The 23,584-nt window shown below is 59.5% G+C and carries 24 protein-coding genes; 5 read left to right on the top strand and 19 right to left on the bottom strand.

Annotated features, from left to right (window positions below; genetic code table 11):
* Together K341_RS11875 and K341_RS0110015 are read right to left on the bottom strand one after the other, a co-directional pair.
* Nucleotides 1-168: IS200/IS605 family transposase (locus tag K341_RS11875; RefSeq protein WP_037349660.1), on the bottom strand; the 168-nt coding region annotated here is incomplete at its 3' end.
* Between the two features lie 202 nt (nucleotides 169-370).
* On the bottom strand, nucleotides 371-910 hold the full coding sequence (locus K341_RS0110015; RefSeq protein WP_026762709.1) for a PepSY domain-containing protein: 540 nt from the start codon (nucleotides 908-910) through the stop codon (nucleotides 371-373).
* 118 nt (nucleotides 911-1,028) lie between these two features.
* On the opposite strand from K341_RS0110015, the gene K341_RS0110020 reads away from it, so the two are divergent.
* The 3 genes from K341_RS0110020 to K341_RS0110030 are packed head-to-tail and all read left to right on the top strand — an operon-like array spanning nucleotide 1,029 to nucleotide 3,581.
* A complete protein-coding gene (locus K341_RS0110020) occupies nucleotides 1,029-2,534 on the top strand; it encodes a HAMP domain-containing sensor histidine kinase (RefSeq protein WP_026762710.1) in 1,506 nt (501 codons plus the stop codon).
* Nucleotides 2,531-3,238, top strand: coding sequence for a response regulator transcription factor (locus K341_RS0110025; RefSeq protein ID WP_009350723.1), 708 nt, complete (start codon nucleotides 2,531-2,533; stop codon nucleotides 3,236-3,238). Before K341_RS0110020 ends, K341_RS0110025 begins: the two co-directional genes overlap by 4 nt.
* A gap of 7 nt (nucleotides 3,239-3,245) precedes the next feature.
* Nucleotides 3,246-3,581 (top strand): YnfA family protein, encoded by a 336-nt coding sequence (locus tag K341_RS0110030; RefSeq protein ID WP_009438711.1) that lies wholly within the window; start codon nucleotides 3,246-3,248, stop codon nucleotides 3,579-3,581.
* 62 nt (nucleotides 3,582-3,643) lie between these two features.
* Here K341_RS0110030 and K341_RS0110035 read toward each other — a convergent pair whose 3' ends face one another.
* From K341_RS0110035 to K341_RS0110090, 12 genes are all read right to left on the bottom strand, one after another.
* Entirely contained in the window at nucleotides 3,644-4,024 is a 381-nt protein-coding gene (locus K341_RS0110035; protein WP_026762711.1) for a DUF488 domain-containing protein, read from the bottom strand.
* A 5-nt stretch (nucleotides 4,025-4,029) separates the two neighbouring features.
* Entirely contained in the window at nucleotides 4,030-4,674 is a 645-nt protein-coding gene (locus tag K341_RS0110040; RefSeq protein WP_009438726.1) for a hypothetical protein, read from the bottom strand.
* Between the two features lie 159 nt (nucleotides 4,675-4,833).
* Complete coding sequence (locus K341_RS0110045; protein WP_026762712.1) at nucleotides 4,834-6,186, bottom strand: amino acid permease; 1,353 nt, start codon at nucleotides 6,184-6,186, stop codon at nucleotides 4,834-4,836.
* Nucleotides 6,187-6,206: 20 nt separating this feature from the next.
* Complete coding sequence (gene smpB / locus K341_RS0110050) at nucleotides 6,207-6,680, bottom strand: SsrA-binding protein SmpB (RefSeq protein ID WP_026762713.1); 474 nt, start codon at nucleotides 6,678-6,680, stop codon at nucleotides 6,207-6,209.
* Nucleotides 6,681-6,689: 9 nt separating this feature from the next.
* Nucleotides 6,690-9,413, bottom strand: a complete 2,724-nt coding sequence (rnr, locus tag K341_RS0110055) for a ribonuclease R (protein ID WP_026762714.1) — start codon at nucleotides 9,411-9,413, stop codon at nucleotides 6,690-6,692.
* A 21-nt stretch (nucleotides 9,414-9,434) separates the two neighbouring features.
* A complete protein-coding gene (locus tag K341_RS0110060; protein ID WP_026762715.1) occupies nucleotides 9,435-10,202 on the bottom strand; it encodes an alpha/beta hydrolase in 768 nt (255 codons plus the stop codon).
* 176 nt (nucleotides 10,203-10,378) lie between these two features.
* A complete protein-coding gene (secG, locus tag K341_RS0110065; protein ID WP_009350715.1) occupies nucleotides 10,379-10,591 on the bottom strand; it encodes a preprotein translocase subunit SecG in 213 nt (70 codons plus the stop codon).
* A 97-nt stretch (nucleotides 10,592-10,688) separates the two neighbouring features.
* Nucleotides 10,689-11,990 carry a hexokinase family protein gene (locus K341_RS0110070; RefSeq protein WP_026762716.1) on the bottom strand — a complete coding sequence of 434 codons (1,302 nt, stop codon included), beginning with the start codon at nucleotides 11,988-11,990 and terminating at the stop codon, nucleotides 10,689-10,691.
* Between the two features lie 3 nt (nucleotides 11,991-11,993).
* Nucleotides 11,994-13,337, bottom strand: coding sequence for a hemolysin family protein (locus tag K341_RS0110075; RefSeq protein WP_009657631.1), 1,344 nt, complete (start codon nucleotides 13,335-13,337; stop codon nucleotides 11,994-11,996).
* Between the two features lie 33 nt (nucleotides 13,338-13,370).
* Nucleotides 13,371-14,474: a DEAD/DEAH box helicase gene (locus tag K341_RS0110080; protein ID WP_026762717.1), complete on the bottom strand. Its 1,104-nt coding sequence runs from the start codon at nucleotides 14,472-14,474 to the stop codon at nucleotides 13,371-13,373.
* Between the two features lies 1 nt (nucleotide 14,475).
* On the bottom strand, nucleotides 14,476-16,662 hold the full coding sequence (locus K341_RS0110085) for a DNA topoisomerase III (RefSeq protein WP_026762718.1): 2,187 nt from the start codon (nucleotides 16,660-16,662) through the stop codon (nucleotides 14,476-14,478).
* Nucleotides 16,659-17,018 carry a YkvA family protein gene (locus K341_RS0110090; RefSeq protein ID WP_009438671.1) on the bottom strand — a complete coding sequence of 120 codons (360 nt, stop codon included), beginning with the start codon at nucleotides 17,016-17,018 and terminating at the stop codon, nucleotides 16,659-16,661. The genes K341_RS0110085 and K341_RS0110090 overlap by 4 nt, the downstream gene beginning before the upstream one ends.
* Before the next feature lie 213 nt (nucleotides 17,019-17,231).
* On the opposite strand from K341_RS0110090, the gene K341_RS0110095 reads away from it, so the two are divergent.
* Both K341_RS0110095 and K341_RS0110100 read left to right on the top strand, forming a co-directional pair.
* The gene (locus K341_RS0110095; protein WP_026762719.1) at nucleotides 17,232-17,495 is read left to right on the top strand and encodes a hypothetical protein; all 264 of its coding nucleotides are present in this window, start codon (nucleotides 17,232-17,234) and stop codon (nucleotides 17,493-17,495) included.
* A 4-nt stretch (nucleotides 17,496-17,499) separates the two neighbouring features.
* Nucleotides 17,500-18,339 carry a zeta toxin family protein gene (locus K341_RS0110100; protein WP_009350708.1) on the top strand — a complete coding sequence of 280 codons (840 nt, stop codon included), beginning with the start codon at nucleotides 17,500-17,502 and terminating at the stop codon, nucleotides 18,337-18,339.
* On the opposite strand, the gene K341_RS0110105 is transcribed toward K341_RS0110100, so the two are convergent.
* The 5 genes from K341_RS0110105 to gap all read right to left on the bottom strand — a co-directional run bounded on the left by K341_RS0110105 (nucleotide 18,328) and on the right by gap (nucleotide 23,578).
* Nucleotides 18,328-18,813 carry a DUF3601 domain-containing protein gene (locus K341_RS0110105; RefSeq protein WP_037349661.1) on the bottom strand — a complete coding sequence of 162 codons (486 nt, stop codon included), beginning with the start codon at nucleotides 18,811-18,813 and terminating at the stop codon, nucleotides 18,328-18,330. The genes K341_RS0110100 and K341_RS0110105 overlap by 12 nt on opposite strands.
* 91 nt (nucleotides 18,814-18,904) lie before the next feature.
* Complete coding sequence (gpmI, locus tag K341_RS0110110; protein ID WP_026762721.1) at nucleotides 18,905-20,461, bottom strand: 2,3-bisphosphoglycerate-independent phosphoglycerate mutase; 1,557 nt, start codon at nucleotides 20,459-20,461, stop codon at nucleotides 18,905-18,907.
* 39 nt (nucleotides 20,462-20,500) lie between these two features.
* Entirely contained in the window at nucleotides 20,501-21,250 is a 750-nt protein-coding gene (tpiA, locus tag K341_RS0110115) for a triose-phosphate isomerase (protein ID WP_026762722.1), read from the bottom strand.
* Nucleotides 21,251-21,284: 34 nt separating this feature from the next.
* A complete protein-coding gene (locus tag K341_RS0110120) occupies nucleotides 21,285-22,478 on the bottom strand; it encodes a phosphoglycerate kinase (RefSeq protein WP_026762723.1) in 1,194 nt (397 codons plus the stop codon).
* An 86-nt stretch (nucleotides 22,479-22,564) separates the two neighbouring features.
* A complete protein-coding gene (gap, locus tag K341_RS0110125) occupies nucleotides 22,565-23,578 on the bottom strand; it encodes a type I glyceraldehyde-3-phosphate dehydrogenase (protein WP_009438793.1) in 1,014 nt (337 codons plus the stop codon).
* Between the last annotated feature and the right edge of the window lie 6 nt (nucleotides 23,579-23,584).

Here is a 23,584-nt window from a genome sequence, read left to right on the forward strand (position 1 = left end):
CTCTACACCCTTCCACGCGCACAGCTTTCTTAGGATCTCCCGGATTTCCAGCCGTCTCCCTTCGTAGAATACTTTTCGCCGATACTTCGGTGCAAACACAACGTGATACTTACAATTCCACTTTGTGTGTGCTAAACTATGCGTATCGGCATTTTGTTGTTTCGACATAATGCTGTTTCCTCCCTAGTGTCTTCACTATTTTTAAGCTGGCAGGCTTACGCATAGTTTAGCACACTGGGGATTTTCTGTTCACCGCTTAAGCTCTTTCCAACCACGCGACTATCGCGTGGTTTTCTTTATACAAAAAACCGACGCTGCTGCACGGCGCTCGACACGCTCATGCAGCAAACCTTGTCACTGTATACTATTTTCAAAACCTATCGTCGTCGACTTCCGCCTCATACGAGAGCACATCGCCCGTCACGGCGTCGATACGAAGCTCGTACTCCATCGTTCCCGCGTGGCACTCGACTTTATAAACGGGGCTAAAAGTCTGCCCGTCATTGCGGTACCGCTTATCATGGTCGCGCGTCTTGAGTTTGATCTCCCACATGCTCAGCTCCGACTCGTCCTTACCGATCGTCGCCGCAGTGATCGCGCGCACCTGCGCTTCATCAATGAGTTCGACACCCTGCTCCGCCGCCTGCGTACGTACCATCTCGGCACGTGCCTGCGCCTTTGCCGCATTGTGCGCCTCCGCCTGCTGCATGTGCATATATGCACCGCCTGCGGTCACGGTCGCGCAAAGCACGGCGGCCGCTGCGATCTTCTTGAGGTGTGCGGGGCTGAATACGTTTGCAAACGCTGCTTTGATACTCTTCATTTCCATGGTCATTTCCTCCTTGCCTTTCGGCATACATTTCTTTTTGTTCTTGTCGATGTCTGTATCATAGGCGAAAATATTAAACAAAATGTAAACACCGGAAAAACTTTTTAGAAATTCTTCACTTCCATGCAGATTTTTTACGTTGTTTCGGTTATAATGGCACTGGATAAGAGCAAAGATTCAGCCAAAAGGGGGTGCGGATGTGCATCTGCGGGATATTTCGCTCAAAAAGAGACTGCTGATCACGAACGCGCTCATGGTGATCATCCCCATCGTCCTCATGCTTACCGCGGGGACTGTGCTGCTCGGCGGCCTGCGTTATGTCGGTACGCTCCAGCAACAGGCACTCGCGCTCCTCTGGCCGGAGAAGGGTACCTCTCTTTCCGTGCAGTTCGCGCTGAGCTCTCTGCATGCCGAGGCAGAAAAAAAGAAGATTAAGCTCCATAATATTGAGAGTGATCTGCATCTCCTCGAGGGCGCGGGCGTCCACATCTCGGTCGAGCAGCAGGGCAAACGGCTCTATCTGTCGCCGGATACAGATCCCGGCGATCTGCAGCGCGCGGCTCTCGAAAAACACGGCCGGAAGGGCTCGTCGCTCATATGGGACAAAGACGGTCTCTTCTTCCGCTGGGAGAATCCGCGCAACGGCGTGCTCATCATCGGCGCGGGCGACGTACCGATGACCGGGAGTCCGGAGGAAGCGCTCTTTTCTCACGATGAACGAGATTTCATTTTGAACGCTCTGCTCATCCTCGTCCTTCTCGTGACATCCGCGGGCATCCTGCTGCTCGGCAGGTATCTCGCGCATATTCTCTCCGCGCAGATCCTCACGCCGCTCACCGAGATACGCGCGGCTGCCGCCGCTATGCAGCAGGGCGATTTTGACCGCGCACTCCCGGAGACGGGCGACGACGAGGTCGGCATGACCTGCCGCGCATTCGACGCGATGCGCAGGGATTTGAAACGTGCGCGGACGCGTGAGCAGCAGGAGGAGGAGCGCCGCAGAGAGCTGTTCATCGGCGTGCTCCACGATGTCGCGACGCCGCTGACTGCAATCAAAGGCTACGCAAGCGGTCTCCTTGAAGGGATTGCTGCGACCCCTGAAAAACAGCGCAAATACACCGAGCGCATCATCCATGCCGCCGAGACGATGGAAGGTCTCACAACACGCCTGCGCACATTCCTGCGGCTCGAGAGCGGGCAGTCTCCCTTCTCATGGGAGGACGTCGATGCCCGCGCCTATGTGCACACCGCCGTTGCCGAGGCTGCGGATGATTTTGCAGAGCAGGGCGTGTTCCTTTCCATGGCGGATACACCGTGCCGGGCAGTCATACGCATTGACCGCATGGAGTTTACGCGCGTCCTCCGGAATCTATGGGAAAACAGCGGAAAATACCGGCGCGGCGACAGCGCGCATGTGCGTATCTCCCTCGCGGAGGAGGCCGGCGTCCTTGCGATCGACATCGACGACGACGGCATGGGCGCGGCGCCCGAGGAGTTGCCGCGGCTCTTTGACAGTTTTTACCGCACCGACCCCGCACGCGCAAATGTTGCGGCGGGCAGCGGGTTCGGACTTGCCGTCGTGCGTCAAATCGTGACGGCATCCGGCGGAACGGTTCGTGCCGCAGCTTCGCCGCTTGGCGGGCTGCGTATCCATATAGAAATGCCCATTGCAGGGAAACAGAAAGACCAAGGTGATTCAGGATGACGAAGATTCTGCTTGTGGAGGACGATACGGACATCGCCGAACTGGAGCGGGATTATTTGGAGGCAAGTGGGTTTTCCGTGGATATTTCCTCCGACGGCGACGAAGGGCAGCGCATGGCGCTCACGGGCGATTATCAGCTGGTATTGCTCGACGTGATGCTGCCGGGTGCGGACGGCTTTGCCATCTGCCGCGCCGTGCGAAAGGAACTGGATATCCCCATCCTCATGGTATCCGCACGTCTCGAGGACATCGACAAGATCCGTGCGCTCGGTCTCGGTGCGGACGATTACATCGTCAAACCGTTCAGCCCGAGCGAGCTCGCTGCACGGGTAAAGGCGCACATCACGCGCTATAACCGTCTCAAAGGAGGCGAACCTACCGAGCCGATGTCGCTGCGATTCGGCACGCTCGAGATCCAGCCGTGGACGCATCGCGTCTTCGTCGCGGGACGCGAGGTGCATCTGGCGAGCCGTGAGTTCGAGCTGCTCCTCTTCCTCGCCGAGCATCCGCAGATCGTGTTCAGCAAAGAAACGCTGTACGATCGCGTGTGGGATCTCGACGCGATGGGCAGCACCTCCACCGTCTCCGTGCATATGAACCGCCTGCGGGAGAAGATCGAAGAGGATCCCTCCAATCCCCAATGGCTCCAAACGGTGTGGGGCTCGGGCTACCGCTTCAACAGTGAAGCGCAGAAAGCCGAGTAATATCCGTATGGATATCGTGAAATCGCTCTTCTATTTCTTGCTTGCCGGTATCTTCGAAATCGGCGGCGGCTACCTCATGTGGCTTTGGCTCCGCGGCGAAAAAAGTCTTCTGTGGGGGCTTGCGGGTGCCGTCGTACTCGCCCTGTACGGGGTCGTTCCAACGCTCCAGCCTGAGGGGGCGAGTTTCGGCAGAGTCTACGCGGCATATGGCGGCATATTTATCGCGCTCTCGATTCTATGGGGGCGCATTGTTGACGGCATACGTCCTGATGTATTTGACCTTGCGGGCGGCGCCGTCGCGCTGATCGGCGTATGTATCATCATGTACGCTCCGCGCGGTTAGCAGCATATTTCACGCATAGAAAAAGTGCCTGTTTGCAGGCACTTTTTTATTGGATCATTTTCTTATTTATTTTTCGTATGCGGCAAGCTATGCAGAAAGTCGCATAATACGCGCGCCTGATTCAGTTCCGGATCTTTTGCACCGTAGAGCAGTGTGACATTCTCCCCCGCGGCGAGATGCGCTGCGATCTCTTCGATGCGCGCGGGCAACTCTGCACTCGCCTCAAGTTCGGCACGGTACTTTTCCGTAAACGCGGCAAAATTCTCCGCTTTATGCCCGAACCATTTGCGCAGCTCCGGCGAGGGCGCGATGTCCTTCCACCATGCGCCGAGCGCCGCGTGCTCCTTTGAAATCCCGCGCGGCCAGAGCCGATCCACCAACACACGAAACCCGTCGTCCGGCGCAGGTGCTTCATAAACACGTTTGATCCGAATCTCAGCCATCACATTTACACTCCTCTCACTAAGAACTCCTGCACAGAGTATGCCTCACCCATACGCAGCGCATCGATGATGCGCGTGATACGCGGCGGCATCGTCCACGCCAGCGGCAGGAAACAGTCCGGGCAGGAATTATACATCACACACAGCTCATTCTCCGCAAGGCGCCGGAAGAGCTCGTGTTCCGCCTTGCGCCGCTCGTATTTGCGGGCGGCGCGCAAATAGCCGACGGTCGTCACCGCGCCCCATACGACGAAGAAATACGTCCATACGAAGTGCGGCAGAAACGGCGAGAGCGGCAGGTAAATGAGCGCCGCCGCAAGACCGCCGCCAAGCGCCCATAGGCCGATGGACGGACGCCGCTTGCCGCCCTCCATGGACTCAAGATCCTCAACCACTTGATAGAGATTGCTGTGTCTCGTAAAATATTCTTTCAGCCGCTCAAGCCCCTCGATCTGCGCGTTCAAATCTGCCGGCACATCGGTCGGTGTATTCGGCACAACCGCATCCGGCATGTTCATTCGGTGTTTTGCCGCCGTATCCGCAATAAAGCTCCATGTCTCGAGTTCGTCGTCGATCAGCGCGCGTCCCCCGCAGTGCGGGCAGATGCGCGTCAGTCCCGATATTTTTTCTCCGCATTCTTTGCATATCATTCGGTTGCCTCCTTTCTTCATCGTTTCAGTTCCGTTGATATATATTTCCATATATTAGCAAAAATTATTCTCATTGTCTAACGAAACCACGAAAAATTACGGGTATACATGCATCACTGCATATATACCCGCCGGTTATTCCATTTTGAGACCGTATGTTTATGAATCCTGCCGCCGCTTCACATGGTAGCCGAGCCAAAGGACGATCAGCCACACGGGCAGGATCGGCACGGCAAGCTGCATCCCCGGAATCTGCGCCATCATAAAGACGACGCCCGCAAGGAATACAAGGCAAATGTAGTTGATCCACGGATAAAACGGCGCGCGAAATTTAATCGCCGTGCCTTCACGCAGCATTTTTGCCCGGAATTTCAGATGTGTGACGACGATGGTCGTCCAGCTGATGACGGCAGCGCACGTCGCGATCGAGATGAGATAGAGGAACGCGTCCCCCGGGAAGAAGTAGTTGAGGAACACGACGATGAGCGTGATGCCCGACGAGATGAGGATCCCGAGCACGGGGACGCCGCGCCGCGAGAGGCTTTGCAGGACGGGCGGCGCATCACCGCGCTGCGATAGACCGTAGAGCATCCGGCTGTTGCTGTAAATCGCGGAGTTGTAGACGGAGATCGCTGCCGTCAGCACAACGAAGTTCAAAATGTGCGCAGCGGCGGGAATCCCGACGTTTTGGAAAATCTGCACGAAGGGGCTTGCCTCCATACCGACCTCGTTCCACGGCCAGAGCGCCATGAGCACCGCCATCGTGCCGACGTAGAAAATGAGGATACGCCAAATGACCTGATTGATCGCCTGCGGGATCGTGCGGTCGGGATCCTCCGCCTCGCCCGCCGTGATGCCGATGAGCTCGATGCCGCCAAAGGAGAACATGACGACCGCCGTTCCGAGGAAGAATCCCCACCAGCCGTTCGGCAGGAATCCGCCGTGCGCCCATAGGTTGCTCACGTTCTCGGGGAACGGCGCCCCCCCGACGAGCAGATAGCCGCCGAGCACGATCATGAGGACGATCGCCGTGATCTTCACGAGCGCCATCCAGAACTCCATCTCACCGTACGCGCGGACGTTGATGAGGTTCAGCGCGGTGATGACGACGAGACAGACGAGCGCGGAGATCCACTGCGGCAGATCAGGCAGCCAAAAATTCATATAGATGCCGACTGCCGCGAGCTCCGCCATCGACACAATGACGTAGTTGAACCAGTAATTCCAGCCGGAGAGGAATCCCGGAAAGTCGCCCCAGAATTTGCCCGCGTAGTGACTGAACGAACCGGAGACGGGTTCGTCCACCGCCATCTCCCCAAGCATCCGCATGATGAAGAAAATCATGACGCCGCCGAGGAGATAGGCGAGCATGACCGCGGGGCCCGCAAGCGCAATCGTCGACGCCGATCCGTAAAAGAGCCCCGTGCCGATGGCGCCGCCGAGCGCGATCATCTGTAGATGTCGGTTCTTCAGTCCGCGCCGCAGCGCGGGCGTATTTTCCTGTTCCTGCATCTTTTCTCCTGTGTCCTCTGTTATCCTCTCTGCCGCTCCTTGAGTGCCTGCTCCACCTCGCGCTTTGTGGTCTTTGCCTTCAGAGATTGACGCTTATCGTAATTGTGCTTGCCGCTCGCAAGCGCCAGCTCGAGCTTTGCCCGCCCGCGCTTAAAGTAAACTTTCAGCGGAATGAGCGTCATGCCCTTCTCGCGCGTCTTGCCGAAGAGCTTTAGAATCTCTGCCTTGTGCATGAGCAGACGCCGCACGCGCAGCGGGTCGTGGTTGAATTGGTTGCCCTGTTCGTAGGGGCTGATGTGCATGTGCTCGAGGAATACTTCCCCGTTCTTGATGTAGGCATAGCTGTCGCGCAGATTCGCGCGGCCGGCGCGCAGGGACTTGACCTCCGTCCCCACAAGCTCCATCCCCGCCTCATAGGTCTCGTGGATAAAGTAGTCGTGCCGCGCCTTGCGGTTCTCGCAGGCGATCTTCACGCTTTCGTTTTTCTTTCCCATAACGGTACCTCAGTCGGCGTTTCCTGTGCCGCCCTCCGTTTTACGATTCATGCGGCGCGCAGGACGCGGGGCGCGCCGTGGTTTTTCTGCGGTCTCTGCATCCGGTCTCTGTGTGCGGTAGCCCGGCGGATCCGGCCAGACGGCGCTGTTGAGCCCTGTGACGGTGACGCGGTGATAGTCGCGCAGACCGCGCTCCTCACCGCGCCCGCTGCCCGCTCCGGCGCGCGGGGCATCGCTGCGGCGGCGTTCGTTCCTATTGCCGCGTCCAGGACGTTCCTCCTGTGCCCCGGCCGGTGCTTTGCCGCTTTTTGCATGCCGGGCGGGTGCGCCGGCGCGAGCGGGCACGCTGTCCGCAGCTGCCTTTGCCGCGCGATCTTTACGCTGCGCGCTGCTGCCGCCCGTACCGTGGGCGCCGCGCGTCTTTTTGCGGCGTGTCTCAGGAGCGGATGGGACTGCCGCAATGATGTCTGCCGAGCCCTTTGGCTTTTTCTTCTGCGAGCGCTTTCCTTTTTTTGCGCCGTCCTTTGCCGCAGGCTTTTGCGCCGGTTTCTGCGCGGGCTGCTTCACCGCGCCCGGCTCGTAGACGCCGTTATCCTTCAAAACAAAGTCGAGCGTCCGCGCCTGTATATCGGCGCGCGTGATGATGATGGTCACGGTGTCACCGAGGCGGTAGCGCGTGCCTGTGCGCTCGCCAACCATCGCGTACTGCTCCTCGACGTAGCTGTAGTAGTCGTTCACCATCGTCGAGACGTGCACGAGCCCCTCGACGCCGTTATCGAGCTCGACGAAGATGCCGAATGCGGTCACGCCGCTGATGACGCCCTCGTAGGTCTCGCCGACGAACTGCGCCATGTACTCGATTTTCTTCATATCCGTGGTCTCGCGCTCCGCCTCGACCGCGATGCGCTCACGCGCCGAGGAGTGCTCCGCCGTCTCCGGCAGGATGGCGCGCAGCTTCTCACGACGCTCCGCAGAGATATGCCCCGTGGCGAACGTCTCGCGCAGGAGGCGGTGTACCATGAGATCGGGATAGCGGCGGATGGGAGAGGTGAAATGCGTGTAGTAGCGCGCCGCAAGACCGAAATGCCCGAGGCTTTGCGTGCTGTAGCGTGCCTGCTGCATGGAGCGCAGGGCAACCGCCCCGATGATGCGTTCCTCGGGTTTCCCCTTGACCTTATCGAGCACGCTCTGAATGTCGCGCGAGCTGACCTTGCCGTTCTCGTCGACGTGCAGGCGCAGACCGAGCGCCGTGAGGAGACTTTGGAACCGCTCGATTTTCTCGCTGTTTGGCTGCTCGTGCACACGGTAGACGAACGGTTCTTCCTTCAGCTCCATATGGCGCGCGACCGTCTCGTTCGCGATGAGCATACACTCCTCGATGATGGATTCGCCGAGGGAGCCGGTGCGCTTCTCGATGGCGATGGGATGCCCCTCTGCGTCGAGCTTGACCTTGATCTCCGAGAGTTCAAAGTCGATAGAGCCTCGGCGGTGACGCTTTGCACGCAGCGTATCGCGCAGATGGCGCAGCGTCTCGAGCATGGGTCGGATGTCCGCATTATCCGCGACGAACGGCTCTTCGCCCGCGAGCACCTTGTTGACGAGCGTGTAGGTGAGCCGGCGCGCAACGTGAATGACGCACGGCACGATCTCGTAGCTCTTTACCTCACCGTCCGCGCCAATCTCCATTTCGCACGCCATCGAGAGACGATCCACGCCCTCGTTGAGACTGCATATGCCGTTAGAGAGTTCCTTCGGGAGCATCGGAATGACACGGTCGACGAGATAGACGCTCGTTCCGCGCCGCGCCGCCTCCACATCGAGCGGCTCGCCCGCGCGGACATAGTGACTGACATCCGCGATGTAGACCCCGAGGAAGAATCCGCCGTCCTTCTCATACGCATAGATGCCGTCGTCGATGTCCTTCGTATCCTCGCCGTCGATCGTAACGATGGGGAAATCGCGCCGATCACGCCGCCCCGCATACTCCTCGGGGAGCGGGTTCTTCGGACAGCGCATCGCAGCCGCCGCGACCTCTATGGGGAATTTCTCATCGAGGTCATAGGCGCGCATCACGGCAAGCACATCGACGCCCGGATCGCCTGCGGTGCCGAGCACCTCCACCACGCGCCCCTCGGCGCTGCGGCGCTGCTCCGGCCACTTCGTAATCTCGACGACGACCTTACTGCCCGTCTTCGCGCCGTTAAAATCCTTTTTCAGGACAAATACGTCGCGCCCGATCTTCGCGCTGTCGGGCGTGACGAAGCCGAACGCCTTGCTGCGCTCGAACGTGCCGACAATCCGCGTATTCACACGCTCGAGGATACGGATGATCTCTCCCTCTCTCGCGCGCCCCGGCTGCTCGGACGGCGTGACGCGCGCCACGACGCGGTCGCCGTGCATCGCGGTCGCAAGAGCGCTGCCGGGCACGAACACGTCCGTCTCTTCCTCCGTATCGCGTACGTCGGGGATGATGAACCCGAACCCCTTCGGCGACATGGAGAGCCGCCCTACGACGAGGTTCATGCGGCTCGGCACGCCGTAGAGCCCGCTGCGGTTGCGGATGACGGCGCCGTCTGCCTCAAGTGCCGCCAGAGCCTCGGCAAAGCCCGGTACGTCCTCCCCGACGCCGCGCAGTCCTGCCGCCAGTTCATCCTCCTTCAGCGGGCGATAGGCGTCCTCCCGCATAAAGGCGCGGATGCGTTCTTTCACAATATCCAATTGTTCCTGTTCCATAATTTCCTCGTTTTTCCGTTCTTATCTGATCTTATCAAAATGCTCTTCGGCAGCGGATAGGAACTCCGCCGCCCGCTGAAAAACACGTTCCCGCACATGTGTATCGAGCGGCAGGAGATGCCCTGCATCCGGCAGGATGACCTTCTCCTTGACCGCACTTGCAACGTGCTCATAGAGATAATCCGCACTCCGCGGATCCGCCGTATGGTCGCGCGCCCCGTGCATGATGAGGATCGGCACATCGACGCGCGCCAGCTCCGCGCGTACCCGATCGATGACGCCCAGCACCTCGTGCACGGCAACGAGCGGCATCCGCCGATAGGTATTGTTCGCCCCCGCGGGGACATCGCGGAGTTTACGCCGCGCCTTCGGTACGCAGCGCATGCCGCACATATCGCGCGTCGGCAGATGCTCCAGCCCCTGCTCCGGGGCGATCAGGACGGGCGCACAGAGACTCACGACGCGCGCGATCTCTTTTTCCACCGAGAGCAGCATCGCAAAGACCGCACCCATCGAGTGACCGACCGCCGAGATATGTGTGCAGAGTCCGCTGAGGATCGCATAGCCGTCCCGCACCGAATCCATCCAGTCCTCGTGATCCGTGCGGCTCAGATCCTCGACCGTCGTCCCGTGCCCTGCCAGCCGAATCGCAAGCACTGTAAAGCCGCGCGCATTCAGATACTCCCCGAGCAGGCGCAGCTCTGCCGGCAGCCCTGTAAAGCCGTGAACGAGCAGCACGCCATGCCGTCCGCCCGGGAGCAAAAAAGGCTCCGCTCCTTGCAAATGCATGTCTGTCCCTCCCATTCCGGCATCCGCCTAGATGCACGCAATCGCCCCTCGCAGGGGTACAGCATCCTAACAAAGGCGCGCCCGTGCATGTTGAAAAAATCCCTGCACCGCGTCTGCGGCAACAGGGAAGCTCCCTATTCAAATCATCGAACTCAGACGACGCAGCAAATTTTTCGTCAGCTCGACATCCGCGCAATCACAATCGTAATCGCGGCAAACAGCACGGCAAACACCACGGTCACACGTGCCAGCAGCGCATCCATCCCGCGCGCCTTGCCTGAGAATACCGTATCGCCGCCGCCGTCGAGACCGCCCATGCCGGCAGACTTTGCTTCCTGTCCAAGCACGGACGCAATGAGAATAATCGCGACAATCGCGTCAAGCACCATTAAGAGTGTGAGCAAGAAAAAGCTCCTCCTTTGTCAATATGTTATCATACAGCGTTCATGATACCATAAAGAACGCCGTGCGCGCAAGGGAAATGTATCACCCCTGCGCCTCGTGTGCCGTCATCGCCGCTGCAAGCGCCGCACCGAGCCCCGAGCCGCCGCCCGCAAGCAGCGTATCGACGAGAGCCGCGTCCTCACCGAGCAGTTCCGAGAAGGCACGCATGATGTTTTCCGTAACGTGCGGCATTTTCTCATAGACGGAGCCGTCCACGGCAATGTGCTGGCGGCGGATTTTCCCTGCGCCCGCAACCTGCCACATCGTCCCCGCAAAGGTCGCCGTCATGAGGCGCACAGAGCGGACGACGATGGCATGCGCCAGCTCCCGCACGCGCGACGCATCCTCTTCCGAAAGCCTGCGTCCTGTCATCATCTCGACAATACCGGACGCACAATCCGCAGCGTCGCTCTGATCCTCAAGGATACGGCTGATGTCAACGCTCGTGAATCCATAGAGGCGCCCCTGTTCTCCGAGAAGTTCGGCAAGCGCCATGTCAAAAAGCGTGCCCATGTAGCGCCCCCCGACCATCTTTTCGAGCCGCTGCTCGCCCGGCTTTTCCGAGGCGGCGTCGAGCGCGATATCAAATCGGTTCGGCGTCAGCTTTTGAAAGCCGCCCGACTCCATGTTGAGGATCATCGGCTGCTGCGCACTTCCTGCGTACGGCTCAAGGTAGCAGGTATTGTGCCCCGTGGCGTAGATCGCGCCGATCTGTGTGTCCCCGTTGATATAGGCAGCGGAGAGCAGCACGGCGACCGTATCGTTGATGACGGCATTCGGCGTAACGTTCGCCAGCCCCCGCCGTACGAGTGCCTCCTTCAAGAGATCATTGACAATCGCGCCCTCAACCCCCTGCACGGCAAATTCCTTCGTCCAAATGATGAGCCGCGCATCGTTGATATTCGTCTGTGTGGACGGAAATGAAAAGGTGTGCCCGAGGAGATACGGCGTCTTTTGATCGCCGCCAACCGCCTCCTCGACGAGCCCTGCGAGAAAGTCAAACAACTGCTCTGCCGTCGCCTCTCCCCCGACATAGTCGTAGCCTCCGCTGACCTTGAGCGGTTTCGCAACATGACTCAATACCTCATAGCGTCCGCTGCCCTCCAGGCGATAGAGCAGCACGCGCACATTCGTCCCGCCGAAATCGAGCGCGAGATAGTCCCCGCGCTCCTCCCCCGTCGGCAGTCCAAGATAGGACGGCAGCATCCGCAGCGACGAATCGGACGAGCCCGCAAGTCCAAGGCGCATATCATGGCGAAAATCCGCCGCCACCCCACGCAGATGTTCCGCATCAACCGTAAACTGCGCGATGATGTCGGCAAAGTGCCTGCGATCAAAAGACATTCCCTATTCCTCCTTGTTGTCAGCGGATGTTCCCCCCTGCTCCGCCTCCGTATGCGGCAAACGCACTAGCACACGCGTAATGCGTACGCCGTCCACCTCCTCGACAAAAAACAATGTACCCGTATGCGCCGTCATATGCCCCACGCGCGGCGCCTCCCCAAGGCGGTCATAGATCCACCCGCCAATGCTGTCGACATCCTCGTCCTCGATGCGGATGCCGAGGAGATCGTTGACCTCCTCGAGCAGCAGTTTGGCGTCGATGGAGCCGAGATCCTCGCCGCGCCATTCGAGGCTCTCACGCTCCTCATCAAACTCGTCGCGGATATCGCCGACGATTTGTTCAACAATATCCTCGACCGTCACCATCCCCGCTGTCCCGCCGTACTCGTCAACAACGATGGCAAGCTGCGATCCCTGCGCCTGCATCGTGCGGAGCAGAACGCTGCCGTCCATGCTCTCCGGCACGATCAGAGCCTTCCTTATATAGCGGCGCAGATTGAGCGTTTCCCCGCGCACGAGCGGCGGGAGGAGATCCTTCACATGGATAAATCCGATGATGTGATCCTTGTCCTCGTAGCAGACGGGATAGCGCGTCTGCTGTTCCTCAAGGATGGTCTTGATGCGTTCGGCAGGCGTATCGTCGAGGTAGAGGCAGATCATATCCGTGCGCGGCACCATGATCTCACGTGCGTTCAGCTCCGTGAACGAGAATACATTGTCGACGAAATCCGCCTCTGTGCTGTTGATGAGACCCTGCCGGTAGCTCTCCTTCATGAGCAGGCGGATCTCCTCCTCCGTGTGCGCATCCTCGTTCTCCCCTGTCATCTCATATCCGAGATGTCGGCTGATGTGGTTTGCAACGGTATTGAGTATCCAGACGAAGGGCTTCATGACTTTGCCAAAGAGCACCATCGGGAACGCGATCGCGAGCATGATGCGTTCCACGTTCGCGATCGCCATGGATTTCGGCGTCAGCTCGCCGAGCACGATGTGCAGTGATGTGATGAGCGAAAACGCAATTGCGAGCGCGACCGTATGCCCCACATCGTCGGACAATCCTACGCTGCGCGTCAGCGGCAGGATGAGCTGCGCAACCGCAGGTTCGCCGACCCAGCCGAGCCCGAGTGAGGCGAGCGTAATGCCGAGCTGCGTTACGGAGAGCGAAGAGTCAAGATGATCCGTGAGCTGCTTGGCGTATTTCGCACGGCTGCTGCCCTCGGCGATCATCGTCTCAAGACGCGAGGAACGCATCTTCACGCAGCAGAACTCCGCCGCAACGAAGAAGCCGTTCATGAAGATCAAAAAGACAACCAGCAATAAATCGAGTATTGTGGGCACTATGTCCACGGGATGAGTCCTCCTTCAGGAAATCGCGGCGCGTTATTTCGCCGGCAGCGTCTTTAGTTCCAGTTCCATGCGTGCGGCGAGTTCCTTCAGCCGCGCCATTTCCTTATCGTCCGCAAGCGTTACGACCGCACCCGACTTGCCCGCACGCGCTGTCCGGCCGGCGCGGTGGCGATAGGTACGCACGTCCTCCGGAAGATCAACATTAACGACATAGTCAACGTCCTCAATATCGAGTCCCCGCGCCGCGAGGTCTGTCGCAATGAGAAGCTCGGCACGTCCCGCACGGATGGCGTCGAGCGCGGCGCGCCGCCGATCGCGGCGTTCCTGCCCGAGGAGAGACACGGCGCGAATGCCCTCGTAGCGCAGTTTTTCCACCGCGCGTTCCGCGTCAAATCCGCGTCCGACAAAGACGATCCCCCGCCGAATCGGCAGACGCCGCGTCAGCTTTTGTACTGCCTTTATTTTATCACGAAACGCGGCGCGATGATAGTAGTTTTCACAGGTTGTCTGCGCGTCCTCCACGCGAATGATGCGCGGAGCAAAGAGTCCATCCGCCGCGCGAATCGCCGCCGTCGGGGCGGTCGCGGAGAGCAGGAGCGCCTGTCGGTTCTGCGGGAGGAGGCGAATAACGGCGCGCACATCGTCCGCGAGCTGTTTACCGAGCAAGCGGTCGAACTCGTCGAGGACGAGGATCTGCACATCCGAGAGGCGCAGCTTCCCCATGCGGCTGAGCTCCAAGATGCGCGCGGCTGAGCCCGTGACGATCTGCGGCTTTTTCTTCAGTCCCTCGATCTGCCGCTTGATATTCGCGCCGCCGATGAGCGCCTGCACCGTCAGCGGCAGCTCCACCGCCTGCACGAGCGTGCGCGCCGCGTCCGCAATCTGTACGGCGAGCTCGTGCGTCGGTGCGAGGATGAGCAGCTGCACCGCGCGCAGGTTCATATCAATACGCGCGAGGGACGGCAGGAGATAGGCAAACGTCTTGCCCGTTCCCGTCGGCGCAGCGCCGACGAGGTTTTCGCCGCCCCCTGCAGCGGGGATGAACGCCTCCTGTATCGGCGTCGGCTCTTTGATGCCGCGCTTTTCGAGCGCTGCGGCAAGTTGCTGCGGAACGCCAAGCTCTCTGAACGTACTCATATCATCCTCCAAAAAACAACGCGTCCATCTCCGCCTGCTCATCCGCCGTCGGCGTATAGAAACGGCGCGCAACAGGCGCCGCAGCCGGCGTATCGGGGCGGGGGGCGGTGAACGAAGGAGCCGAGTTCGGTGCATTCGTATCGTGCGGTGCACTGCCCTGTGCGGTGGGAATACGTTTCCCTGTGAAATCGGGGACACCGCGCTTGTCGTTCGCCGTCATGCGGCACTGCGGGTACGCGGAGCAGCCCCAAAAATCGCCGTGCTTCCCCTTGCGTTTGGTCATCACTCCACGCCCGCACGCGGGACACGGCACACCGCCGCCGCCCGCGATCTGCGACCGTGCCGCCGCCGCGCAGAGATCGCGTGCAAAATTCGCTTGCCCCGCAAGGAACTCCTCAGGGGTTCCCACGCCCGCCGCCATGGAGTGCAGTTGATCCTCCCAGATCGCCGTTGCGTCCGGATAGGTCATCGTATCGGGCAGCGCGTCGATAAGCAGATAGGCGGCATCCGTCGGCGTCAGCACCTTTTTCTTCCCCGCCGCATGCAGGAATCTGCGCCGGATCAGATCCTCGATGATGCTCGCGCGTGTCGCCTCCGTCCCGATGCCCGAGACGTCGCGCAGCATCTTCTTCGCCGCCTCGTCCTTGACGTATTTGTGGATTTCCTTCATGCCCTGCAGGAGCGTCGCCGGCGTGAACCGTGCGGGCGGCTTCGTCTGCCGCGTCCCGAGCTCGCCGGAGACATAATCCGCATGATCGCCTTTCTTCATCGGCGGCAGGACGGCACTCTCCTCGTCGTCTTTCTCCGCGTCGTCCGTCTCCGCCGTCTTTCCGGTGCGATACATCGCGCGCCAGCCCGCCGCGCGTTCCGTGCGCCCGCTCGCGGCGAATGTCTCGCCGTGATAGGAGAGCTCGACCTTCGTCCGGTCGTAGACATAGTTCGGATAAAACTGTGCGATATAGGCGCGCGCGATGAGCTCATAGATACGCCGCTCGATTTCGCTCAGGCGTGCGGGATTCGCCGCCACCGTCGTCGGGATGATCGCGTGATGCGCCGTGATCTTCTCATCGTTCCACGCGCGCGACTTCTTTTCCGCGTCCGCCGCCTGTGCCCACGCCGCCAGCGGAGAATCCGAGAGTCCCGCGAGGTTGGAGAGGATCTTCGGCGCATCCTTATGCTGACTCTTCGGCAGATACTCCGCGTCCGAACGCGGATAAGTCGTCAGCTTCTCCTCGTAGAGTTTCTGCGCTGTGTCGAGCACCTGCTGCGGCTCGTAGCCGTACCGCTTGCCTGCGAGCACCTGAAGCGCTGAGAGCGAAAAGGGCAGCGGCGGCGGCTCCTCCACCTTCTTGCGCTCGTATTTGACGACCTTTCCGTCCTGCGGTTCATCGCCAAAGCTTGCAAGCGCCGCGCGCGCCGCCGTCTCATCGACGAGCCGCCCCTCGGGATCGAGCGGCGTGCGCTCCTCCGACGGCTTCCACCGCGCACGAAAAGACTCGCCCGTCCCCGCATGTTGAAAGAGCGCATCGAGAAGATAGTACGTCGCGGGTTTGAAGTTCTCGATCTCCCGCTCCCGCCGTACGACGAGCGCGAGTGTCGGCGTCTTAACCCTGCCGATGGGGAGCACGAGCCGATCATGTCCCGCACGCCGCGCCGCGAGCGTATAGGCGCGCGAGAGATTCATCCCGATGAGCCAGTCCGCGCGGGCACGTGCAAGCGCCGACAGTTTCAGCGGGAGGAAGTCCGCGTTGTCGCGCAGATCGCCGAGGGCATCATGTATGCTCTTATCGTCAAGCGCATTGATGAGGATGCGGCGCACGGGCTTTTCATTGTGGAGATAGTCGAGCACCTCGTCTACGAGCAGCTGCCCCTCGCGGTCGGGATCGCCGCCGTGCACGATCTCGTCCGCACGCTCGATCAGCCCCTTCACGACGGCGAACTGCTGTGCCGCACTCTCATTCACAACGAGCCGCCACTCTTCGGGCAGGATCGGCAGATCCTCCGCACGCCAGCGTTTGAGCCGTGCATCGTACTCCTCCGGCTCCGCCTGCCGCAGCACATGACCGAAAAGCCATGTCACCACACCCGCGCCCGTTTCGATACAGCCGTTTCCCTTGCGGTGCGGTTGCGGCAGACAGGCGGCAAGCGCGCGCCCGACGCTCGGTTTCTCCGCGATATAGAGCCTCATGCAAACACCTTCGACAATGCCCAAACGAGAATGGCAATCCAAAGGACAAGCACCACGATGGACGCGATAAACACTATCGTTCCGTAACGCGTAACGCGCCGCTCCGTCTCCTCGCGCACAGCGGGCGGCAGCATCCGCACAAGAAACTCCGTCGCCGCAGGGAGAATCACCGCATCATCGAGCGCCCCAAATACAGGAATCGCGTCAGGGATGATATCGATCGGACTGATGAGATAGAGCAGAGCAAGCGGAAAAAGTACCTTCACCGCCGTCGGCGTATCCCGCCGCAGCATCGCAAAGAGCAGCACCGCAATATCGCGCCGCAGCGCCTGCAAAAGTGTCACAAACCGTATCATAAGAACCTCCATCCACACATCGTTTGTCCTTGTAGTATACCACCCCCGCGCAATGCTTTCAAATAAAAGAACCGTACGCAAGACGCGGTCGTTTCGCGCACGTATTCCCACAACATGAATGCATTGCAAGACTTTCTTTATAACGCAATATCAAGAAAAGCCGTGTATATTTATTAAATATAAAACTTCACAAAAACGAAGGAGGTTCTCCCTATGATCGTAATCGACGCAGAAAACACATGGAGCATGTCGGTCAAGCAAGAGGTGCTCAATGAACTCGCATGGTCGATTGTCGCAGACATTCGGCGCGATTACAGTGCGGCAGAAGCTGCACGGACCCCGTTTCTCAAATCCATACATGCGCAATGCATCCGCGACATCGATCGGCTCGCCGTGACCTCCGACCCGGTCGAGCTGTTTCAGATACAAGGACGGCTGAGAGCATTCAAAGAACTGCTGCGGGACGAGGAGGAATAACGATATGGCATACGAATTTACCGCGCGCGATGTGGAGACCGCTGCCGATTTCATTTGGAAAGATTTCGTATCCTCACATACGCCTGCCGCACATCCCAAGGCATTTTTCCTCGGCGGTCAGCCGGGCGCCGGAAAGAGCATCATCAGCGTACGGCTCAAGAACGCGCATCCCAATACGTTCTTTGTCAATCCGGACACCTACCGAAACTATCATCCCCAATACAAGGCAATCTGCCGCGCGCTCGGTACCGCCGCCGTTGCGGAAACAGGAAAATTCTCCGGCGCCGTCACCGAGCGCCTGCTTGATATGCTCTTGGAACAGCACTATAACATCATGGTCGAGGGGACGTTCCGCACGCTTGAGGTGCCGCTCCGTCTCGCACAAGCGCTCTCGGCAAAGGATTACGCCTCCGAGATTCATGTCATCGCTGTGTCAAGCGATGCGAGCTACATCGGCACACTGGATCGTTATTTCATCGGCTGTATGGAGGACATCGGCCGTGCCGTAAACAAGGAGCATCATGATCTCGTCGTGAAGGTTCTGTCGAAGAACCTCACGGGACTCGCCGAAAGCGGACTCTTCTCCTCTTACCATGTGCATACGCGTGAAAGTGAAGTCCTGGCGGCCGATACCGCCGCGGACTTCCTCCAACAATTTGACCGGGAACGAACACGCCCCCTCACGCAAAATGAGACAGCACAGCTCAAGGAACGTATTAATTTTGTAAAAAATTCCCTCGCCCGCGCGGAAGAGCGTGGACTGACCGAACTCGCGGAAACGCCCGTCTCTGTCATTCGGCAAGCGATTGCGGAAATCGAAGAACGGCACAACTTATCGTTCTAAAGCTGCACCCTCCTCAACAATCTCAAAATATTTCTCCGCGTGTCCGCAGATGTCCGACTGCTCTTCCACCTGCAAATAGATACCGCCGATTGTCACCCGATCATGGGAAATATACAGCGTATATCCCCCGTCGTAGGGAAGATAATATGCGCAAGCAAAGTACCATGTGTCGCCCGCCTCAAAAAGACTCCCGTTATAGTCCGTAAAACTCTTGCGGACGCGCACGCGGTCGCCGGCACGGAGATGCATAAAATCAAAGCTCTTATTGACGGCATCATCGACTGTCCGCGCATAGTCGCAGGGCGTCAGTGTTTCGCGCAGACGTTTCAGCTCTGCGGCACGCGCCTTCGCATTGCGTTTCTCGCGCAGCTTGTCACGTACGCATTGATAAATGACGGTGACGATAACGCAGCCCACGGCAAGAAGGATGCCCGCGCTCAATATCCCCAACACAACGTGACCGAAATCGAACATACCGCACCTCCCACATCACAGAAACCGAAATCCCGCCAATGCAAAAGACCGCCGCGCACGGAGCGCGGCGATCCCATGGTCGGTGATTTATTTATTTGAGCGTAACAAGCGGTTTGCCCGTCATTTCCTTGGGAATGGGCAGTCCCGCGAGCGTCAGCAGGGTCGGCGCGATGTCGCAGAGGGCGCCGGTGTGGACTTCCTTCACGCGGTCGGAGACGACAATGAACGGCACGGGGTTCGTCGTGTGCTTCGTAAACGGCTGATTCGTCTCGTAGTCCCACATCTTGTCCGCGTTGCCGTGATCCGCCGTGATGCAGACCTCTCCGCCAACCTCGTGGATGGCGTCAACGAAGCGTCCAACACAGGTGTCGACGGTCTCGACCGCCTTGACGACGGCGGGAACAACGCCCGTGTGCCCAACCATGTCGCAGTTCGCATAGTTGAGGATGATGAAGTCGTATTTGCGCGATTTGATCGCCTCGACGACTTTATCCGTGACCTCGATCGCGCTCATCTCGGGCTGGAGATCGTAGGTCGCAACCTTCGGGGAGTGGACGAGGATACGGTCTTCGCCCTTGTACGGTGTCTCGACGCCTCCGTTGAAGAAGAACGTGACGTGCGCGTACTTCTCGGTCTCGGCGATGCGCAGCTGTGTCATGCCGAGATCCTGCACATACTGACCGAATGTGTTGTCGATGCTCTCCGGCGGGAACGCGACAAGCGCGTTCATGCCCGCCTCGTATTGGGAGAATGTGGCAAACGGAATCTTCAGCGATTCGTCACGCTTGAACCCGTCGAACGTCTTATCCACAAAGGCGTGCGTGAGCTGGCGCGCGCGGTCGGGGCGGAAATTATAGAAGATCGCGCCGTCTCCGTTCTTCATCCCGGGATAGCCCGCGACAACGAACGGAACGACAAACTCGTCCGTCACGCCTTCGGGCTTTTCGCTTGTATCGGCATAGGAGGCGAGCAGGCCTTCGACGGCCGAGGGTGCAATTGTCTTCGCCTTGGCGTGCGCGATCGCCTCATAGGCGAGCTGCTCGCGCTCCCAGCGGTGATCGCGATCCATCGCATAATAACGCCCCGCAACGGTCGCAATCTTGCCTTCGCCGATCTCCGCCGCTTTCTTCTCCACAGCCTCGAGATATTCCTTCGCGCTCTTGGGCGGGACGTCGCGCCCGTCGAGGAACGCGTGGATCCAGACGGTCTTGATCCCCTCGCGATGCGCGAGTTCGAGCGTCGCAAAGAGATGATCTTCGTGGCTGTGTACGCCGCCCGGGGAGACAAGCCCCATCACATGCAGTGCACCGCCGTTCTCCTTGACGCCGCGCACGATCGTGAGCAGCGCTTCGTTCTTAAAGAAGTCGCCGTTCCTGATGTCGCGCGTGATGCGCGTGAGCTGCTGATAGACGATGCGCCCTGCGCCGATGTTCGTGTGACCGACCTCGGAGTTGCCCATCTGTCCGTCGGGCAGTCCGACGTATTCGCCGGAGGCGTTGATCTCGCTGTGTTTATACTTCTTGAGCAGTCCGTCGATGACGGGCGTCTTTGCCATCGCAATGGCGTTGTATTTCATGTCGTTCGGGTCGCCGTCGCCGAATCCATCCATGATGATGAGGGCAACCGGGGCATTTTTCAGTTTTGCCATGATGAACTCTTTCTAAGAGCAATGTGCTCGCAGAGGAAATCAGAAATTGACGATCGCAGCGAAATCCTTCGCCTTGAGCGCCGCGCCGCCGACGAGCGCGCCGTCGACGTTCGGTTTCTCCATGAGTCCCGCGATCGTCTCGGGCTTTACGCTGCCGCCGTACTGGATGCGGATCGCATTTGCCGCAGCTGCGCCGTATTTCGCTTTAACGGTCGCACGAATATGAGCGCAGACTTCTTCCGCCTGTTCAAAGGTTGCGGTCTTGCCCGTACCGATCGCCCAGATCGGCTCGTAGGCGATGACGAGTTTCGCGACCTCCTTCGACTTAAAGCCCGCGAGCGCAGCCTCGATCTGATACGCAACGTAGGCGAGATACGTCCCCGCTTCGCGGATCTCGAGCGATTCGCCGCAGCAGATGATCGGCGTGATGCCTGCCGCATACGCCGCGTGCGCGCGTTTGTTGACGCCCTCGTTCGTCTCGCCGAAGTAGTCGCGGCGCTCGCTGTGTCCGAGAACGCAGTAAGAGACGCCGATCTCCTTGAGCATGTCGGTCGAGATCTCGCCCGTAAAGGCGCCGCTCTTTTCCCAGTGCACATTCTGTGCGCCGACCGCGATATTTGTCCCCTTCGCCGCCTCGGTCACGGCGGCGAGCGCCGTTGCCGTCGGGCAGACGACGACCGTCGCCTTAGCGCCCTTCACGAGCGGCGCGAGTTCCTTCACGAGCTCCGTTCCTGCGGCAATCGTGTTGTTCATCTTCCAGTTGCCTGCAATAATTGGTGTTCTTGCCATATTTGAATCCCCTCTTCCAAGTGAAAACAACAAATTACTTATTCGCGATGGCATCGATGCCCGGGAGCACCTTGCCCTCGAGGAGCTCGAGTGTTGCCCCGCCGCCCGTCGAGATATGCGAAATCCGGTCGGAAAGCCCGGTCTTTTTCAGCGCCGCGATGGAGTCGCCGCCGCCGACGATAGACGTCGCCCCCTCCTTCGTCGCCTGCGCAACGGCGTGAGCGACCGCCTCCGTCCCCTTTGCGAATGCGTCGAACTCAAAGACGCCCATGGGTCCGTTCCAGATAACCGTCTTTGCGCCCTTCAAGGCCTTCACATACTCTTCGGACGTCTTCGCGCCGCTGTCGAGCGCCTGCCAGCCGTCAGGCACCTTGTCTACGTCGACCGTCTGCGTCTTGGCATCCGCCGCGAACTTATCCGCGATGACGAGATCGACGGGCAGGACGACCTTCACGCCCTTCTTCGCCGCCTTTTCAAGCAGTTCCTTCGCAAGCTCGATCTTGTCCTTCTCGACAAGCGAGTCGCCGATGGGATAGCCCTTCGACGCGTCAAAGGTGTGCGCCATGCCGCCGCCGATGATGATGGTATCGACCTTGTCGATCATGTTCTCGATGACGCCGATCTTATCCGAGACCTTCGCGCCGCCGAGAATGGCGACGAACGGGCGCTGCGGCGCTTCGAGCGTCTTGCCGATGTAGTTGATCTCCTTCTCCATGAGGAAGCCCGCGACCGTCTCGAGATCGGCGGTGATGCCGACGTTCGATGCGTGTGCGCGGTGTGCGACACCGAACGCATCGTCCACAGCAACATCCGCCAGCGCAGCGAGCTGCTTTGCAAAGGCGGGGTCGTTCTTCTTCTCCTCCTTGTGGTAGCGGAGGTTTTCGAGGAGCAGGACTTCGCCCAGCTTCAGCGCGCCCGCGGCTTTCTCCGCTTCGGGACCAACGCAGTCGGGCGCCCATTTCACCTCTTTGCCGAGGAGCTCGGAGAGACGTGCGACAATGGGCTTCGTCGAGAATTTTGGCTCGCGCGCCTCGGTCGGACGCCCGACGTGGCAGGCGAGAATGACCGCCGCGCCGCCGTCGAGGAGATAATTGATCGTCGGCAGCGTCGCGCGGATGCGCGTGTCGTTCGTGATGTTCTGGTTCTCGTCCATCGGCACGTTGAAATCCACGCGGACAAAGACTTTCTTGCCCTTGACGTTGATGTCGCGAATGGTCTTTTTGTTCATATTGTCCCCTCCATAAATGAAAATCGAGGTTCGGCCCAAACGTTCGGCCGGACCTCGAAAGATCGTGCTTATTTCATTGTGAAGTTTTAGCCGAGCTCAGCAAAATACTTGATCGTGCGAACCATCTGGCTCGTGTAGCTGTTCTCGTTGTCGTACCACGAAACGACCTGAACGAGCGTGTTGCCGTCGCCCGTGTCGCTGACCATCGTCTGTGTCGCATCGAAGATCGAGCCGTAGGTCGTGCCGATGATGTCGCTCGAGACGATCTCGTCTGTGTTGTAGGCAAACGACTCCGTCGCTTCCTTCTTCATCTGCGCGTTGACCTGATCAACCGTGACCTTGCCCTCAACAACGGCATAGAGGAGCGTCGTGGAGCCCGTCGGGGTCGGGACGCGCTGTGCCGCGCCGATGAGCTTGCCGTTGAGTTCGGGGATGACGAGACCGATTGCCTTCGCCGCGCCCGTCGAGTTCGGAACGATGTTGAGTGCGGCGGCGCGGCTGCGGCGCAGATCGCCCTTGCGCTGCGGACCGTCGAGCACCATCTGGTCGCCCGTGTAGGCATGGATCGTCTGCATGATGCCGCTCTTGATCGGTGCGAGGTCATTCAGCGCCTTTGCCATCGGAGCAAGGCAGTTCGTCGTGCAGGAAGCCGCGGAGATGACCTTGTCATTCTTCGTCAGCACCTTGTGGTTGACGTTGAATACGACCGTCGGGAGATCATTGCCCGCAGGCGCCGAGATGACGACCTTCTTTGCGCCCGCCTTCAGGTGCGCCTCAGCCTTTGCCTTTGCCGTGTAGAAGCCCGTGCACTCGAGCACAACGTCGACGTCATGCTTGCCCCACGGAATCTGTGCGGCATCCGCCTGCGCATAGATGTTGATCTTCTTGCCGTTGACCGTGATGGAGTCCTCGCCCGCGGTCACGGAGTCCGCGTACTTATAACGCCCCTGCGTGGAATCGTACTTCAGGAGATGTGCGAGCATCGTCGGGCTCGTCAAATCGTTGATGGCGACGACCTCATAGCCGGGCGCATCGAACATCTGACGGAACGCGAGACGGCCGATACGACCAAAACCGTTGATAGCAACCTTGACTGCCATAAAAAT

It is taken from the genome of Centipeda artemidis DSM 19719, assembly GCF_000426665.1.
Lineage (GTDB): Bacteria > Bacillota > Negativicutes > Selenomonadales > Selenomonadaceae > Centipeda > Centipeda artemidis.

What these genes read in the sequence shown, in the direction of transcription:
- K341_RS0110025 (WP_009350723.1), top strand. Translation starts at nt 2,531, where the DNA reads ATGACGAAGATTCTGCTTGTGGAGGACGATACGGACATCGCCGAACTG.
- K341_RS0110030 (WP_009438711.1), top strand. Translation starts at nt 3,246, where the DNA reads ATGGATATCGTGAAATCGCTCTTCTATTTCTTGCTTGCCGGTATCTTC.
- K341_RS0110035 (WP_026762711.1), bottom strand. Translation starts at nt 4,024, where the DNA reads ATGGCTGAGATTCGGATCAAACGTGTTTATGAAGCACCTGCGCCGGAC.
- K341_RS0110040 (WP_009438726.1), bottom strand. Translation starts at nt 4,674, where the DNA reads ATGATATGCAAAGAATGCGGAGAAAAAATATCGGGACTGACGCGCATC.
- K341_RS0110045 (WP_026762712.1), bottom strand. Translation starts at nt 6,186, where the DNA reads ATGCAGGAACAGGAAAATACGCCCGCGCTGCGGCGCGGACTGAAGAAC.
- smpB (WP_026762713.1), bottom strand. Translation starts at nt 6,680, where the DNA reads ATGGGAAAGAAAAACGAAAGCGTGAAGATCGCCTGCGAGAACCGCAAG.
- rnr (WP_026762714.1), bottom strand. Translation starts at nt 9,413, where the DNA reads ATGGAACAGGAACAATTGGATATTGTGAAAGAACGCATCCGCGCCTTT.
- K341_RS0110060 (WP_026762715.1), bottom strand. Translation starts at nt 10,202, where the DNA reads ATGCATTTGCAAGGAGCGGAGCCTTTTTTGCTCCCGGGCGGACGGCAT.
- secG (WP_009350715.1), bottom strand. Translation starts at nt 10,591, where the DNA reads ATGGTGCTTGACGCGATTGTCGCGATTATTCTCATTGCGTCCGTGCTT.
- K341_RS0110070 (WP_026762716.1), bottom strand. Translation starts at nt 11,990, where the DNA reads ATGTCTTTTGATCGCAGGCACTTTGCCGACATCATCGCGCAGTTTACG.
- K341_RS0110080 (WP_026762717.1), bottom strand. Translation starts at nt 14,474, where the DNA reads ATGAGTACGTTCAGAGAGCTTGGCGTTCCGCAGCAACTTGCCGCAGCG.
- K341_RS0110085 (WP_026762718.1), bottom strand. Translation starts at nt 16,662, where the DNA reads ATGAGGCTCTATATCGCGGAGAAACCGAGCGTCGGGCGCGCGCTTGCC.
- K341_RS0110090 (WP_009438671.1), bottom strand. Translation starts at nt 17,018, where the DNA reads ATGATACGGTTTGTGACACTTTTGCAGGCGCTGCGGCGCGATATTGCG.
- K341_RS0110095 (WP_026762719.1), top strand. Translation starts at nt 17,232, where the DNA reads ATGATCGTAATCGACGCAGAAAACACATGGAGCATGTCGGTCAAGCAA.
- K341_RS0110100 (WP_009350708.1), top strand. Translation starts at nt 17,500, where the DNA reads ATGGCATACGAATTTACCGCGCGCGATGTGGAGACCGCTGCCGATTTC.
- K341_RS0110105 (WP_037349661.1), bottom strand. Translation starts at nt 18,813, where the DNA reads ATGTTCGATTTCGGTCACGTTGTGTTGGGGATATTGAGCGCGGGCATC.
- gpmI (WP_026762721.1), bottom strand. Translation starts at nt 20,461, where the DNA reads ATGGCAAAACTGAAAAATGCCCCGGTTGCCCTCATCATCATGGATGGA.
- tpiA (WP_026762722.1), bottom strand. Translation starts at nt 21,250, where the DNA reads ATGGCAAGAACACCAATTATTGCAGGCAACTGGAAGATGAACAACACG.
- K341_RS0110120 (WP_026762723.1), bottom strand. Translation starts at nt 22,478, where the DNA reads ATGAACAAAAAGACCATTCGCGACATCAACGTCAAGGGCAAGAAAGTC.
- gap (WP_009438793.1), bottom strand. Translation starts at nt 23,578, where the DNA reads ATGGCAGTCAAGGTTGCTATCAACGGTTTTGGTCGTATCGGCCGTCTC.